This window comes from Phycisphaerae bacterium (genome assembly GCA_018003015.1).
Lineage (GTDB): Bacteria > Planctomycetota > Phycisphaerae > UBA1845 > PWPN01 > JAGNEZ01.
Genome location: JAGNEZ010000070.1, coordinates 1 through 15,176, shown reverse-complemented (window position 1 = coordinate 15,176; position 15,176 = coordinate 1). Strand labels below are relative to the sequence as shown.

Genomic DNA, 15,176 nt, shown 5'->3' with positions numbered 1-15,176 from the left:
GAAGACGAACGATGAAGCTGCTGGTCCTGATCCATCGACTGCCCTGCCCGCCGGACCGCGGGGCCAAGCTGCGTGCCGCCGCCGAATTGCGTTGGCTCGCGGCCCGCCACCAGGTCTGGTGTGCTGGTTTCATCGATCCGCCTGGAGAAGACGAACCCGGATCCGGGGCCGCGATCGAAGCCTCCCTGACCCAGCTGCGGGCCGAATGCCGGGCGGTGGAGGCGATCCCGCTGCGTCGCTCGTTTGCCAGGCTGCGGGCCATGGTGGGACTGTGCGGGGGGGGAACGGCCACGGAAGCGTACTTTGTGTCCAGCCGGCTTCGTCGCACGGTGCTCCGTTGGTCCTGCAAGGTGGGTTTTGACGCGGTGCTGGCGTTTTCGTCGAGCATGGCCCGACTGGCCCTGGAGGTTTCCGCCCCCCGGAGGGTGCTCGACTTCGTCGATCTGGACAGCCGCAAATGGGCCGAGTCGGTGAACAGAGCCTGCTGGCCGATGAACTGGGTCTATCGAACCGAGGCCAGGAGACTCGCCCGGCGCGAAAGGGAATGGATGACGGGATTCGATGCCACGGTGTTATGCACCCCGCGGGAGGCGGAGCTGGTGTCGGATCCCTTGCTGCGTCAAGGGTTGCACGTGATCGAGACAGGAGCGGCGGCGGGAACACTGTTTGCCGGGTCGGCCATGCCGGGCCCGCAGGCGGGGGCGGGGGATTGTCTGCCATCCGAGCCGGTGGTCGGTTTTTTGGGGGCCATGGACTATGGGCCCAACGTCGACGGGGTGTGCTGGTTTGCAGAGCGCATCTGGCCGCTGATCATCGAGAAGCGACCTGATGCCCGGCTTCTCATCGTGGGCCGTTCCCCGTCCAAGGCGGTGCGCAACCTGGCGAACGGTGATTGGGTCGAGGTGACCGGCGCGGTGCCCGAGGTGGAGCCGCATCTGCGGCGTATGCGGGTGATGGTTGCCCCGTTGCGGCTCGCTCGCGGGCTGCAGACCAAGGTTCTCACCGCGATGGCCGCCGGCCGGCCTTGCGTGGTGACCCCGTGTGTGGCGGAAGGCATCGGTGCCCAGGCAGGCCAAGAACTGCTGGTTGCCGAGTCGCCGGCTGCGTTTGCCGCTGCGGTCACGGAGGTGCTCGGCGATGAAGCTCGAGCGGCGGCTGTCGGTCGGGCCGGCCGGCGGTTTGTCATCCGCCGATACCGCATCGACGATGCCCTTGCCCGTCTGGAGCGACTGCTCGTGGCCGAGCCCAGGGTAGGAGGAGCGGCATGATCAGCGACAAGAATATCGTCTGCTTCGCCAGCGGCTGGCATTACCATCCAACCAGCAAGCACCATGTGATGCGCCGGCTGTCGGAACACAATCACGTCATCTGGGTGAACTGGCACGCGTCCCGCTGCCCTCGCATCCGCCTGGACGATCTTCGGACGATCGGTTCCAAGCTTCTGCAGATCCAGAAGGGCCCGCGGCAGGTATCCAGCAATCTCACCGTGATTACGCCCCCGCAGATCCCGTTTCCGGGTTCGAGTCTTGCCCGTCGGATCAACGTCGCTCTTGTCCGCCGAGCGATCAACCGCGTCCTTTCGCGGATTCCCGTCCGGCCGACCCAGTTCTGGTCGTTCGCGCCGGACGTCGCGGACCTGGTGGGCAGCTTCAACGAGGAGCTGGTGCTGTACTACTGCGTGGATGCTTTTGGCGAGTTTCCCGGATACGACCGCGACCTGATCGAACGGCGAGAACGTGAACTGCTCGCCAGGAGCGACGTTGTCCTGGCCACGTCCGAGCCGCTCTACGAGGCCAAGAAGCTTCTTCACGACCACGTGCACTTCATCGAACATGGCGTGGATCACCTCCATCTGTCGCGGGCGGTGACCGAGCAGCTGTCCGTTCCGGCCGATCTGGCTGCTCTGCCCAAGCCGGTCTTCGGATTCGTCGGGGTGGTCGGCGAGTGGGTGGACATGGAGTTGATGGCCGGCCTGGCCCGCAAGCAGCCGAACGGGTCGGTCGTGGTCATCGGGCCGGTGGCCGGGCCACGCGGTTCCGGGAGTCATCTGCCGAACCTTCACTGGCTGGGCCCCAAGGACCACTCCGAGCTGCCTAACTACCTGAAGGGTTTCGACGTCGGGCTGATTCCCTTCCGTAAGGTTCCTCTGACCTATCACGCGAACCCGATCAAGCTGTACGAGTACTTGGCCGCCGGTGTCCCGGTGGTCAGCACCCACCTGCCGGCGGTACGACCGTTACCCGGCTCCGTCTGGCTGGCCGATGATATCGCCGGCACGGTGAACTGCTGCGGCCAGGCGACGCAGCACAATTCGACCGAGGAACGCCTCCGCCGGTCGCAGTCCATGCAGGTCGAGTCCTGGACCGCCAGGTTGGAGCAGATCAGTCGCATCGTTGACGAGATCGAGAGCCGGCGGACCCTATCCGCGGATCCACCGGGGGTTCCGATTGCAGTTCCGATCGCCGGGGCCGCGCCGGTTCCCAGCCTCTGTTGTCGGCCGAACTAACTCAATCGCGGCGCGGAATCGTCCGAATAACTCATGTGTCCATGGGTTTATCGGCCGGTACCATCTCGGTCATTGTCGCGTGTCGCAACGCCGCGGCCACCCTCGGCGAAGCGCTGGAAAGCGTGCTTGCGCAGACCGTCCCGCCGATGGAGATCCTGGTCGTCGACGACCGGAGCACGGACGAGAGTGCCGCCCTGGCCCGCTCGTTTGGCCCGCGAATCCGTGTGCTGGTTAATCCCGGCCGCGGCCCGGGCGCCGCCCGGCGGCTGGGTGTCAGCGAGGCCAGCGGCGAGTACATCGCCTTCGTGGACGCGGATGACACCGTCGAGCCGACGAAGCATGAACAGCAGCTAGCCGTCCTGCAATCCCGCCCGCCTGGCACCGTGGTCCACACCGGCTCGTATCTCTACTGGGCGGACAGCAGCCGAGCCGGCTACCGGCGTCCAGGAGGCGAGAAAGCCACCGGCCAATGCCTGCAGACGATCTTCGAGGCCAATCCCCTGTGCAGCGCCTCGATCATGCTCCGGCGCTCGCTGATCCTCGAACTGGGCAACTACGATCCCGAGTTGATCGGCGCGGAGGACTATCACTTGTCGCTTCGCGCCGCGACCTGCTGCGACTTCGTTTACCTGCCGGAGCCGCTGTACCGCATCCGCCGCCACGCGGGCAGCATCACCCACCGTCAGTCGCTCATGGCCTTCTATCACTGGCTCGCCCAGGACAAGTTTCGTCGCCAGTATCCGGAGGCTTTCGCCGCTCTGCCTCCGGATGTGATTCGGCGATCCATGGTGGACCCGGTGCTTCGGGCGGTGGAAGGAGCTTACTGGCGACGTGATCCCGACGGTTACCAGCGCCTGCTGCGGCTGGCGATCGGACTGGTCCGCGGAAACAGCTTTGGACCGGCCGAGCGAGCCGGCATTGAGCGTCTGTGGCGGCGGCGATGGTGTCCGATGTTGCTGCTCCGCTGGCTGGACCGCATTCGATCGGCGCAGGCTCAGCCTCGAACGGAGGTGGCCTGATTCATGACCATGGGGACTGGCGACATATCGGTACCGCACCTGGCCCTTGTGGCCGGTCATCCTGCTCGCTTGGGCGGGATGGAGAAGTTCGGCCGCTTCGTGGTCCGGGCGGCGCTTTCCGCCGGCTGGCCGGTCACGATTGCGCTTTCCGGGGAGGACATCTACTCCGAGTTGGCCGGGAGCGGCCGTGCCCGGTTGCGCGTGGATCGCGTCGATTGGCTCGATGCGACCTTCGCGGGCGACCGCCGGTACCAATGGCCGCTGATTCTCGAGCGCCGGCGGTGGTTTAGCAGGACTCGTCCCGATGTTGCTCTCTTCGTTCAGTCCTCGAACACACCGTTGCGGGCCTCGGTGGTGGGTGCTTGGCTGGCCAATGTGCCTGTGGTCAGTACGCATCGCACCCTGCCATGGCCGGTGGAGAATCCCCCGATCGGCCGACACCTGTTCGGCCTCATTCCCGGCCTGGGGCTTCATCGCCGCCAGGTAATCCGAAAGACGTGGTTGACGGCGAGGCTTGCCCGCTGCGTGGTCTTCAACAGTCAGCGCGTGCGGCAAGCGTACGAACGCGAGTACGGTTATCCGCGCGACAAGGGACGAGTGATTCCCAACGCGGTGGAGGCCGTTTCTGCGGGGCTGGGTGAGGGCGAGCCCAGCCCGGCGACGATCACGATCGGTTTCGTCGGCCGTGTCAGCCGAGAGAAGCGACTTGACGTGCTGCTCCGCGCCGTGGCGGCTCTGCGAACCGACCGGCGGGTCCGGATCCGGATCCATGGTGACGGCCCCGAACGTGAATTGCTGGCCGCATTGGCGAGCGATCTGTCGATTGCGGACCTCATCGACTGGTGCGGCCCGGCGGACGACGTCGGGCCTGCCTACCGGGCATGCGACCTGATCGTGCTCTGCTCGCCCCGGGAGTCGTCGAGCAACATGGTGCTGGAGGCCATGGCGGCGGGCAAGCCGACGATCGTGACCGACGTCGGGGGTCTGCCGGAACTTGTCGATCATGGCCGCTGCGGCTGGTGTGTTCCGCCCACGGACATCGAAGCGCTCACCTCCGCCCTCACCACCCTGATCGCAGACGACCGCTTGAGAGCGGATCTCGGCGTCAAGGCTCGAGCCAAGGCCCGGCGCGAACACGACCCGGCGTCGATTGCGGCGGCCTGGCTTGACGTCCTTCGCGAGGCTGCGGGTCTCGCGATATGTCGCGGCGTGCGGACACTGCCGGCATCAACCCTTGCCCTGGGGAACCTCGATGGTTTGGCTGCTCGTTAACGTGGACACGGAAGAGGAAGGTCTCTGGGGCTCGACTTTCCCGACCAGCGATTGGCGGCTGGAGCATCTGGCCGAGTTGCCTCGGCTCCAAGCCCTCTTCGACCGCTACGGTGTTCGCCCAAGCTATCAGGTGACCTCGCCGGTCGTGCAGGACGACCGAGCCAGCGGACTGCTCCAGGACTACCTGGACGGGGGGCGTTGCGACATCGGGGCACACCTCCACACCTGGTCGACCCAGCCGATCGCTCTGCCGGCCGACATAGCCCGCTCGATGCCATGTCATCTGCCCGTTGAGCTGGTCCGTCGGCAGCTGCTGACCCTCACCGAGCAGATCCGGAGCCGTTTCGGCATGCAGCCGGTGACCTATCGTTCCGGACGATACGGAAGCTCCGCCGAGCACACCGCCCTGCTGACGGGACTTGGATACCGGGTGGAGACCAGTGTCTGCCCGCTCGTGGACCACACCCGCGACGGCGGACCGGACTACTACGACGCCCCGTTCGAGCCATACTGGCTGGGCGGAGACAGCATGCTCGTTGGGCAACCGAATGGCCTGCTGCTCAGCGTACCGATCAGCGCGGGCTTCAACCGCCGGTGCTTCGAGTCCGCCCGCCGATTGCACCGGCTGCTCAGCCGACCGCCGCTCTCGAAGTTCCGCACCATCGGCATCTTGTATCGGCTGGGCCTGCTTCGGCTGATCCGACTGAACCCGGAGATGACCTCGCTCGGGGACATGATCGCGTTATGCGACACCCTCGCCCGCCGCAGGACGCCCGTTTATCACCTCACGTTCCACAGCTCGGACATCGGTGTCGGCGGCACCCCCTATGTACCAACGATCGAGGCAAGAGACGCGTTCCTGGACCGGTTGGACGGGATTCTGGAGCATCTCGTGAACTACCTTGGCGCTCAGCCGGTCACCGCAAGAGAGTACTATGATTTGTTCCGCGAATCGGCGGCGTGTAAGGAACTGGCCGCCGGGGACGACTTCACAGCAAGGGATGGCGGGCATGATTCACCCGTTGAGGAAAGCCGACGATTCCGTCCATCGCCAACTGCGGTCTGAAGCCGTGGCGTCCTTCTGTCGGTTTTGCCGCTTTGCCGGCCTTCTCTCGGCCGGAGCGGGAACTGAGTTCTTCCAAGGTCATCGAGCCGTGTTTCGGCTTTCGGTTATCAGGTTTCGACGTCCTGTATGATGATTCGCCCAACACAACCCGACGACCTACCTGAACTGGCGGCATTCCTGCAAGCCAACGGAGTCGCGTGCACGATTTCCACGCTGGGCTGGAAGTACCCAGGACTGACAGGAGGAAGCGGCAGCCCGGTCCGATCATGGATCGCCCAGGTTGAAGGGCGAACTGTCGGCCACATCGGCGTGGTTCCGGCCGAAATCCGTGACGGCCGGCGATCCGCATCACCCGTACCCGCCGGGTGGTTTGTGGACTGGATGGTCCGCGACGACCTGCGAGCCCGGGGAATCGGTGTCTTTCTGCTTCGCGAAGCGGCCAAGCACTACCCCGTGCTGATGACCATTCAAGGATCCGCCGACACCCAACGAGCGCTTCCCCAGCTGGGGTGGTTCGCATGCGACGATTTGTCGCTCTACAAGCTGAACCTGGCCACCGGCGCGATCAGCGTGAACGCCAGCGTGGCTCTACGCACGGCAGGGTATCTGGCCGGCGTCCTCTGGCTGCACCCGGTCACGCATTGCCCGCCGCATGGCTGGCATCTGTTGGGCAGCGGTCCGTTAACCGAAGCGCCGAGCTGGAACCGGCTGAGCGACGCCATTCGCCGGCTGGAGGCCACGGGGCCGGATGCGACTGCCAGGTACCCGCACACCGCCGAGTTCCTCACCTGGTGGCTGGGGAGTCATCCGACGCATGCTTACCGTCTGATGCTGGCGACAGATGCGACCGGCCCGAGCGGATATGTCATCTGGCGGTGGTCGAGCCGCGCCGATGGGCGAAAGGACGCCCGGATCGCGGATGCGGGAGCACCTTGGGATCGGCCAGACGTCTGGCGATGGCTGCTCAGCGCCGTGACGGCGGAATGCCAGGCGGGAGGTGGCCTCCAGGTCAGTTGCCTGGCCGGTCGACGCTCACCCCTGGCGCTGGCCCTGAAGGCCAACCGGTATTTACCCCGTCAGACGCTGCCGCTGTGGCTCAGTCCCGGTCTCAGGCCTGCTGGCGCCGGGACGCGCTGGCACGCGACGCTGGCCGACAGCGACATCGATACGGCGGCCGCGGTTTAGGTTGGCTGAATGATTATCGGTCGGACCGAAAGTCATGGCGCGGGTGTCGGGTGGTTTCCTTCCCGGAGGACAATCAGGTTATCCAAGGGCCAATAAAAGCCGATGAAACAAGGGTGAACGCGCATTCCTGTCACACCATTGTGCTGGGGGGGATTGGCGGCGACTCGCACTCGGTCGGCCTGATCGTTCTCAATCGGGCCCTGGTCGCCCAGGGTTATCAGGTCCACTTCCTCGGCATTCAGAACCGCATCGAAGACTTCTTCTCGTGGGCCGACGGATGTGATCTGGTGATGATCTCGAACATGGATGGGCATGCCAAGCACTATCTGCGTGGCTTTTCCAGTCTTCTTCAGCACCATGCGGGCCATCGGCCCTTGTGGTACCTCGGCGGCAACCTGTCGGTCGGCGACTCGCGGGACAGTGCGAACGAGTTCCTGCAGATGGGGTTCGATCGTGTCTTCAGCGAGTTCACTGACGTGCAGACGGTCATCAGGATCGTCAAGAAGGATCTGGCGGGGACCAAGGCACGTAACGCGGGTCACCGGCATATCGTCCGGCTGCGACCCGACGAGCAGGCCGAACCGCGCGTCCTGGGCCAGCCGATGGACGCCGGGGAATTCGACCGCCAGCGTTGCGACGTACTCGCGCAGTGGTCCACGGGCCGGGGTGCGGCCGATCTGGCCGACAACGCCGCGTTTCTGGCCCGGCAGCCGTCGCTCGCCTGCGTTCAGTCGCTGGTCCATTCCGGCGATCTGCCGATCCTGATCCAGCCGCGCAGCGGCGTACCCCTCGTCCAAGACCAGATCGAGCTGTTCCAGGCGTTCAAGGCCGCCGGGGTGCGTGTGCTCTCGTACCAGGTCGACTCGTACACCCGAAACAACCGATACGCCGACGCGGACGAGGCCATCCGGCTCAGCGCCGCCCGAGGCAGGCCGACGATGAACGGCTTCCCGGTTGTCAACCACGGTGTGGCCGGCCTTCGGCAGGTGATTCACGCGGTCGGCGTACCCCTGCAAACCCGTCACAGCACCCGCGATCCCCGGTTGCTCGCGGAGATTTCCTACGCCGGAGGGGTCTCCTCGTTCGAGGGTGGGGCGATCTGCTACAACATCCCGTACTACAAGGATTATCCTGTCGAGGACTCGATCCGGGCGTGGCAGTACGTCGATCGACTAACCGGTCTCTACGCCGAGCGGTACGGTCTGGTTCTCGACCGCGAGTTCTTCGGCGTGCTCACCGCGACGCTGGTTCCACCGTCGCTGGCCATTGCCATCAACGTCCTGGAGGCCGAGCTCGCCATCCGGGAAGGGGTGCGCTGCGTCAGCCTCGGCTATGCGGAGCAAGGCCACCGCTCCCAGGACATCGCCGCCATGCGTGTCCTCCGCGAACTCGGCGACGAGTTGGAGCATCGATACCGGGACCGGGCTGTTCAGGTTGGCACGGTGTTTCACCAGTACATGGCCGCCTTCCCGCGCGATCCCCGGCAGGCGGAGGAGCTGATCTACCAGTCCGCGATCACCGCGACGTTGTCGAAAGCGACCCGTGTCCTCATCAAGAGCCCGGTCGAACCGGTCCGCATCCCCACGGTCCAGGACAACGTTCGCGGCATTGAACTTGTCTCGCGAGCGGTATCCGCGGCCTCCGAGGCATCCGTTGATGAAGAAGCGATCGCCACGGAGATGTTCATGATCCACCGCGAAGTCTCGGTCATTCTGGACTCGGTGCGAGACGTCGGGGAAGGCAATCTGGCCTCGGGGATCTGCCGGGCCTTTCGTGAAGGACTGCTGGATGTGCCCTTCTCGCCCAGCGTGCACAATCGCGGCGCCGTACTCACCGCCCGCGATGCCGAGGGCGCGGTTCGATTCCTCTCCGCGGGCCGGCTGGCCCTAGGCCGGGATCAGCGCGAGTATCATCGTGAGAAGATGGCCAAGCGTCTTCGCCAGGAACGGATGCGGTTCGCGGACACCGATTTCCTGCTGATCGAGCAGGATGTCATGCGGATCGCGCGCGGCGAGCACGGCCACTGGCCGCTCGACCGGCGCGAGGCCGCGGATGACACCGATTTGCGCTCCACGGCGTCCCTGGCCGGAACGCTCTGAGACCCCCAAGAGAGTGAGCGGGAATGTACCCTGGATTGATGCTGGTTTGTGATCCTCGCCCCGGCGCGGCCGACGCCGATCTGGCCTTCATGCTGGAGCAGTACGGTCTGAGCCCGGACCACAAGCGCGTGCGGTCAGGCCGCGGCGAGCGATGGGCGGGGGCGGCCATCACCCCGGCGGCCAACGAACCGTCATGTGGCGCGGGGGTCTGCCACGAGCACGGCCACACGCTGATCTGGGTGGGTGACGTGTTTCTGCCCGACGCCTGGGCAGGAAGACAAGCGGCCGGCCCTCCGCGGCGAGCGATCGGCGGCGCCATCCTCCGGCGGCTGACAAGTCACGGCGTCGAGTCACTGGCGGACATCGACGGGGCCTTCTGCGGCGCGTGGTACGATCCCACCCGCCGGTGCTGGACCCTCTTCAACGACCGGCTTGGTCAATTGCCAACGTTCTGGGCGGCGGAACAAAGCCGGCTGGTCGTCGCCCCGAAGGCACGGCTGGCCTGGCAGGCATCGGGCCTGCCGCTGGCCATCGACGAAGACGGCGTCACCGACGTGATCCGGGCGATGAACACGACCGAGGATCGTACGCTCATCCGGCAGGTGCACTGGCTCATCGGCGGCCACGCGCTGCGGTGGATGCCCTCGGAAGGGGCCACCTCCCGTCGCGATTGCAGACCCTACTGGGAGTTCCGCCACCACTCCTCGGCCTACGCCACGCCGGCCGAAGCCGTCGATGCCTATGTCGAGGTACTGACTGAAGCCATGCGCCGGCATGCCAGCAGTATCAAGCCGCCCATGCTGGGCATCAGCGGGGGCATGGACTCCCGGATGATCCTGGCGATCTGCTCGACACTCAGCGTCGTGCCCGCCTGTTTCACGACCGGCTGGCCTTTCAGCGAGGATGTCCGTTTTGGCCGGCAGCTGGCCAGGCTGGCAGGTGCGGCGCACGAAGTCGTACCGATGGAGGCCGCGGCCCTGGCCAGACAGCTGGAGCGATTGATCATTGACAGCGATGGCCTGCACGGCGCTCGCCATCTCGGCGGCGGCTTTGGGCTCCAGGCGTTCCTGGCCGGACATCCGGGCGCCGTTCTGCTCGAAGGGCATCTTCACGGCATTGTCGGCGGAGCCTACGTGCCGTCGGACGGCGACATTCCCGATGGCCGCTCACCGCACGACTGCTACTGGGCGGCCAAGTACTGCCACGGTGGCGGGAGCATTGCCCTCATCAACGAGCTCTGCCGTCCTGACCTTGCCCGCCGCAGTCTGGAGCGCTGGCAGGCTCTCATCGACGACCGTTTCGCCCGGGCCCCGACATCGAATCCGCTGGAGCAGGCTGAATATGTGGTCTTCACCGGCCGGAGCGGGCGTAACGACGTGCTCGGCCCGATGCTCCTGCGGCGTGATGTGGCCCTGCGAAGCCCGGCCACGGACCGAGCGATGCTCGACTGGATGGCCGCAACCCCCGCCAGCTGGCGGCGCGGCAAACAGCTCGTCGCCGAGGCACTTCGCCGGCACTTCCCGCGGTTTGCACGCGTTCCGCGAGCCAACCACAGCGGGTTTCCCATCGCCGAGGACCGATTGCGGCGCGAATACTGCTGGCAGCGGGACAAACTCCACCGCTGGTGGACGCACTGCCGGTACCCCGAGACCCGAACCTGGGGCATGGCCGGCGAATTCCTGACCGCGTGGCTGTTCGAGACCTGGCGAAAAACAAGCGGTGCCGGCGGTATTCGTGAGGCCGACGCCCGTATACTTGAATGGGTCCAGCCCGAAGCGTTGGATCGCCTCTGGTCAGTGGCAGAAAGAGACCCACGGCAAGCCGGGGTACTGTTGACCCTGGCCACGATCGAGACCATGGTCCGTCGCCTGGAGCGGCTGCCCGGGCGGACCGGCCCATCGTCACACGAGGTCCGGGCGACCGTGGCGCGGGAGCCGGAACCGGTGGTGGCGAGCTAGGCGAGACCGTCCCCCAAGGAAGATCGCTGCATGCGTACGCTGCTTGTCGGCCCTTATGTCGGAGAGATCGGCTGGGAGCTGATGTCCTGGCAAGGACGACTGCGCCTGCACTTCGAGATTGGGCGGTTCGATCGACTGATCGTCCTGGGTGCCGCCGGCAAGGAGGCTTTTTATGAGGACATGCCTCTAGACTACCGGCCGGCTGTGCTGGACTCGATCCCGGGCCATGCGTACGAAGACCGCCGGATACTGTGCTCCTCTGGTGATCCCTTGCCTTCTGAGCGGCTTCGCTCGCTGGTCGAACCGATGGTCGAGGCCGTAGCCTGCGAACTGCAGGAAGCCGGACACCAAGTGGAGACTCTCTGGCCGGCGTACTCCGGCGCGATTCATCCCTGCGACGAGGAGCACCAACGATTCATCCGCTTTGACCGGCCTTGCGAACGGGTGCTGCCCGCGCCTTGGGTGGTCCTGGTCCGTCGCACCCGCGGCTTCGGGGCGGAGAACTGGACGGCCGGCGACTGGGACGACTTGGCCGGGCAGTTGAACAGCCGCGGCATCCACACCAGCGTTTTTCCGAACGACTCGGCGACCGCGATCGAGGCTCTCTCGCACTGCGATCTGGCCGTTGGCCAATCGACAGGCGGATTGCACTTGGCCAGCCTGTGCGGGTGCCCGCATCTCGTCTGGTCCCCAGACGACGGCCGGCTGTGGACGCCCTGGGAGATGACCAACCGGCAGCGGTACGAGACCTACTGGAATCCCTTGGGTACCCCGGTAATCTACCAGGGGAACCCGTGCCTGCCGAGACCTGCAGTGGCGGCCGCGAGGATCGGCGATGCGCTTGAGCGGATCGGACGGCGGACCGGATCAGCGGTCCGTCGGGCGATTCTCCGGCAGAAGTGGCGAGTGCGCCACCACATCGTGGGCGGCGTTATTCGCAGGAGAGGCTTTCGGCGATGGCCCTGGCGAGTCCAGAAACTGGTCCGGAGCCGCTGTATATGAGTACCGTCCGCTGTCCCGGCTCGTTACCTGGCGCGTCGACGGCCGAGGCGATATCGCCGGCGACTTGCGGCTCGTGCGGTCAGACCGGTGCGCGGCGGGTGCGGTCGCTGGCGTTTCCGGGTCACCCGGGACCGTTTCACCTGTGGCGCTGCCGCCATTGCGGCCTGGTCTTCAATTGGCCGCGGCTGGCAGCCGAGCCAATGAAGCGGCAGTACGACGGCGACTACTACGTGTTCAACGCCCGGCCCGAGCACCGCTGGAGCCGAGCCACACAACTCTACCTGAACTACCTGAACCCGTTCGAGTCCTGCCATCCCAGCGGACGGCTTTTGGAGATCGGCTGCGCACAGGGGCATCTACTGGCTATAGCCAGCCATCGAGGCTGGCAGGCCGAGGGGGTGGAGATTTCCGCCGAGGCTGCCCGAGTGGCGAGGTCCGAGTTCGGGCTATCGGTTCACACCGGTTCGCTGGAGGGGCTAGGGGACGAGTTGGGCCATTTCGACGTCGCCATCGCGACGGACGTCATCGAGCACGTGCCCGATCCCCGGGGATTCCTGCAGGCCATACGCAGCCGGCTTCTACCCGGCGGGCTCGCCATTATCGAGACGCCGAACTGGGGCGGTGTGTGGCGGCGGCTGGGCGGGCGGCGATGGCTGGGCCTGAACCGCTTCCACATCTCCCTGTTTGACGCAGCCTGCCTCAAGCGTCTCATGCGCGAATGCGACCTCATGCCGACGGCGGTCTTCTCGACCACGAACACGGTGTGCTCCGACTGGGGAGGGCGACCGGAACTCACACGATTCCTTCCCCTGCTGCCGCGCGGTCTGCGGTGGCGTGTCCAGGGCCGATTGAGCCGAATGACGCCCCGGTCGGCGGAGCACCGCCTTGAGCCGAACCCGCCGGCGTCCTTGTCCGCGGCGCTGGACCTCATTTCCCTCCTGCAGGAGGCACACCTCGACCGGTCCGGACCTCACGCCGGCGGTACACCATTCACTGCGGACTTCTGGCTGAGTGGAGACAATCTGGCGGTGGTCGGGCGTGCCGTCAGCAGCTGACGCCCGCCGCCGAGCCGGCGCCCTTCCACTTCCGCCGATCGCGAACCCGGTCCACATTTTCAGAGGTTGAAGTGGTCGCCGAAACCGAGGGTGCCTACCCTCCCATCGGGCCTGAGCACCTGGGAAAGGCAACACGTTAGAACGTCAGACGCTGGGAGCATGATGTCCCGAGTCGCGACCGAAACGGAAGCGGCCCCTCGATGGCCGGTACCGGAGATCCCTACGCGACGGTCGGGATGTGGGATGAACGCTTGTCGCTGGCCGCACACGTGTAGCGGGCCAGACAGGTCAATAGGCAAGACAAAGAGGTATGTGGATAAGGAGAAAGCGATGAAATCACGCAAGGTAATTGGAATTGCGGGCTTGCTGGTAGTGGGCATCCTCGCGACGGCCGGTCCGAGTCTCGGCCAGGGCGTGGGGAATGTCGGTGCCCTCCCCAGCCTGTTCACGCAGGGTGCTACCAGCGGCGGCTGGTCGATCGGGCCGTATGACGTGGTTCGGGACCCGACTGGTCCGGCCTGGCTTAAGGAACTCTGGGGGCCGAATGCGGCGCCTGTTGTCGCTCAGCCGGGACAGACCTTCAGCCTGAGCGAGACACTCACCGTAGGCGACAAGCTTCCATGGCTTGACTGGCATGAGAAGATCATCACGCCGGGTTGGGAATGGGTTGCCCCCTCGCTCTTTCTGGCCAACGGCAATCCGCCGTCTGGACTGTCCGTCTCCTACACACCGTCGACCGCGACCCAGGGCGGGGAAATCGACTTTTACTTCGACCCGCTACAACCCGGAACGCAGGTCAACATCCGCAAGCAGCTGCAGTATGTCGGAGTGCCGGGGACGGTGTTCACCGGTGGCATCCTGATTGCCGAGTATCCGACGCCCGAGCCGGCTTCACTGGCTTTGCTCGGACTGGGCGGGCTCGCGTTCCTCCGGCGGCGCCGTGGGCGATGACCGGTCGCGAACACACGAAGAAGGCATGAGCACAGCAGGTCGGGTCCAAGGACTCGACCTGCTCACTTTGACGTTCGGATGAAGATGGCAACGGAGGTGGCAGCATGCGAAGCCGTCGTCATGACGGTTTGAGCTCGGTCTCAGCAGGAGGGATGCCGGCGTCTCGCGGGTGAGGGTTCGACGGGCGGCCTGGGTCACTCGGTCTGCCGGGAGAGGCTTCCGGGGTACCGCTGTGCGTGTCCGTTGAGGTCGGCGGGCTTGTCGCCTTGTCTCGGCCGGCCGCATCCTCGGCCGCGCTTATCATTGCACCCTTAGCCTGGTGCATCCGAGCTTCGCGATAGGCGTCTTGCCTGGCGCGCTTCTCTTCGGTGCTCCACAGCGGATGGGCACTGGCGTAAGCCATGAAGACAGCCACCTCGCGCATGGCGGCGAGGATATCGACCATTTTGGTTTCCATGATGGCCATCATCGGGGCCATCATCGCCTGAGCCGCGAGTCCGATCTTCTGTTTCTTGTATGCCGCGCGCACGAGCTGTCGGTTGCAGTCGGTCAGCAGGGCCCGGGTCGGGAGAATCGCCACCCAGGCGACCTCATCCTTCGCGGGTTCGGGCAGATCGATCAGCTTGGGGGCCTGCTCCCTGGACAGGCCGACCGGCGCCATCCGGAAGAGCAATTCCCAACTGATGCCCAGGTCGGCCACCATCTGGTCATCCTCCTCGGGCGGCGAGGCCGGTGCCGATTCCGGCGCGGAGGCCGGTGAGGAAGCGGAAGCTGAGGCGGGGGCGGACTCCGGGGCGGCCGGGCCCTTTTCCTGCCGTCTGGCCAATCGGCGGAGTTCGCGCCACTTTCCCGGACAGAGAGGGTCGCGAAGATCGGTGACGATGACCAGACCCTTGGCCGGCGGTCCGCCTGCCTCGCGTGTATAGGTCGCGGCCACATCGCGGATCACCGTGTCCGCCTCGCCGGCCGCGGCGCCGCTGGTCGCATAGATGTAGGCCGCTGGAGTGTTATCCAGAGTCCGGTCACACCAGGTCGGCGGCCAGTTGACCGGGTTCTTCAGAAG

Annotated in this window: 12 protein-coding genes; 11 read left to right on the top strand and 1 reads right to left on the bottom strand. The window is 65.8% G+C overall.

Translation table 11 applies throughout. The features are described 5' to 3' along the window. Positions 1 to 11 precede the first annotated feature (11 nt). The 11 genes from KA354_21235 (at position 12) to KA354_21185 (ending at position 14,113) form a co-directional block, all read left to right on the top strand. Complete coding sequence (locus KA354_21235; GenBank protein ID MBP7937176.1) at positions 12 to 1,268, top strand: TIGR03087 family PEP-CTERM/XrtA system glycosyltransferase; 1,257 nt, start codon at positions 12 to 14, stop codon at positions 1,266 to 1,268. Then, entirely contained in the window at positions 1,265 to 2,506 is a 1,242-nt protein-coding gene (locus KA354_21230; protein MBP7937175.1) for a glycosyltransferase, read from the top strand. The genes KA354_21235 and KA354_21230 overlap by 4 nt, the downstream gene beginning before the upstream one ends. A gap of 41 nt (positions 2,507 to 2,547) precedes the next feature. Beyond that, complete coding sequence (locus tag KA354_21225; protein MBP7937174.1) at positions 2,548 to 3,525, top strand: glycosyltransferase family 2 protein; 978 nt, start codon at positions 2,548 to 2,550, stop codon at positions 3,523 to 3,525. A 3-nt stretch (positions 3,526 to 3,528) separates the two neighbouring features. Continuing rightward, a complete protein-coding gene (locus KA354_21220) occupies positions 3,529 to 4,797 on the top strand; it encodes a glycosyltransferase family 4 protein (protein ID MBP7937173.1) in 1,269 nt (422 codons plus the stop codon). Further along, positions 4,778 to 5,863: a hypothetical protein gene (locus KA354_21215; GenBank protein ID MBP7937172.1), complete on the top strand. Its 1,086-nt coding sequence runs from the start codon at positions 4,778 to 4,780 to the stop codon at positions 5,861 to 5,863. Before KA354_21220 ends, KA354_21215 begins: the two co-directional genes overlap by 20 nt. Before the next feature lie 126 nt (positions 5,864 to 5,989). Further along, entirely contained in the window at positions 5,990 to 7,048 is a 1,059-nt protein-coding gene (locus KA354_21210; protein ID MBP7937171.1) for a hypothetical protein, read from the top strand. A gap of 113 nt (positions 7,049 to 7,161) precedes the next feature. After that, positions 7,162 to 9,147: a methylaspartate mutase subunit E gene (locus KA354_21205; GenBank protein ID MBP7937170.1), complete on the top strand. Its 1,986-nt coding sequence runs from the start codon at positions 7,162 to 7,164 to the stop codon at positions 9,145 to 9,147. 23 nt (positions 9,148 to 9,170) lie between these two features. Further along, positions 9,171 to 11,105, top strand: a complete 1,935-nt coding sequence (locus KA354_21200) for a hypothetical protein (protein ID MBP7937169.1) — start codon at positions 9,171 to 9,173, stop codon at positions 11,103 to 11,105. A gap of 30 nt (positions 11,106 to 11,135) precedes the next feature. Next, a complete protein-coding gene (locus KA354_21195) occupies positions 11,136 to 12,107 on the top strand; it encodes a hypothetical protein (GenBank protein MBP7937168.1) in 972 nt (323 codons plus the stop codon). Continuing rightward, positions 12,104 to 13,162 carry a class I SAM-dependent methyltransferase gene (locus tag KA354_21190; protein MBP7937167.1) on the top strand — a complete coding sequence of 353 codons (1,059 nt, stop codon included), beginning with the start codon at positions 12,104 to 12,106 and terminating at the stop codon, positions 13,160 to 13,162. The genes KA354_21195 and KA354_21190 overlap by 4 nt, the downstream gene beginning before the upstream one ends. A 330-nt stretch (positions 13,163 to 13,492) precedes the next feature. After that, positions 13,493 to 14,113: a PEP-CTERM sorting domain-containing protein gene (locus tag KA354_21185; GenBank protein ID MBP7937166.1), complete on the top strand. Its 621-nt coding sequence runs from the start codon at positions 13,493 to 13,495 to the stop codon at positions 14,111 to 14,113. Positions 14,114 to 14,231: 118 nt separating this feature from the next. Here KA354_21185 and KA354_21180 read toward each other — a convergent pair. Then, a partial coding sequence (locus KA354_21180; protein ID MBP7937165.1) for a hypothetical protein occupies positions 14,232 to 15,176 on the bottom strand: 945 nt, incomplete at its 5' end.

What these genes read in the sequence shown, in the direction of transcription:
- KA354_21235 (MBP7937176.1), top strand. Translation starts at nt 12, where the DNA reads ATGAAGCTGCTGGTCCTGATCCATCGACTGCCCTGCCCGCCGGACCGC.
- KA354_21230 (MBP7937175.1), top strand. Translation starts at nt 1,265, where the DNA reads ATGATCAGCGACAAGAATATCGTCTGCTTCGCCAGCGGCTGGCATTAC.
- KA354_21225 (MBP7937174.1), top strand. Translation starts at nt 2,548, where the DNA reads ATGGGTTTATCGGCCGGTACCATCTCGGTCATTGTCGCGTGTCGCAAC.
- KA354_21220 (MBP7937173.1), top strand. Translation starts at nt 3,529, where the DNA reads ATGACCATGGGGACTGGCGACATATCGGTACCGCACCTGGCCCTTGTG.
- KA354_21215 (MBP7937172.1), top strand. Translation starts at nt 4,778, where the DNA reads ATGGTTTGGCTGCTCGTTAACGTGGACACGGAAGAGGAAGGTCTCTGG.
- KA354_21210 (MBP7937171.1), top strand. Translation starts at nt 5,990, where the DNA reads ATGATGATTCGCCCAACACAACCCGACGACCTACCTGAACTGGCGGCA.
- KA354_21200 (MBP7937169.1), top strand. Translation starts at nt 9,171, where the DNA reads ATGTACCCTGGATTGATGCTGGTTTGTGATCCTCGCCCCGGCGCGGCC.
- KA354_21195 (MBP7937168.1), top strand. Translation starts at nt 11,136, where the DNA reads ATGCGTACGCTGCTTGTCGGCCCTTATGTCGGAGAGATCGGCTGGGAG.
- KA354_21190 (MBP7937167.1), top strand. Translation starts at nt 12,104, where the DNA reads ATGAGTACCGTCCGCTGTCCCGGCTCGTTACCTGGCGCGTCGACGGCC.
- KA354_21185 (MBP7937166.1), top strand. Translation starts at nt 13,493, where the DNA reads ATGAAATCACGCAAGGTAATTGGAATTGCGGGCTTGCTGGTAGTGGGC.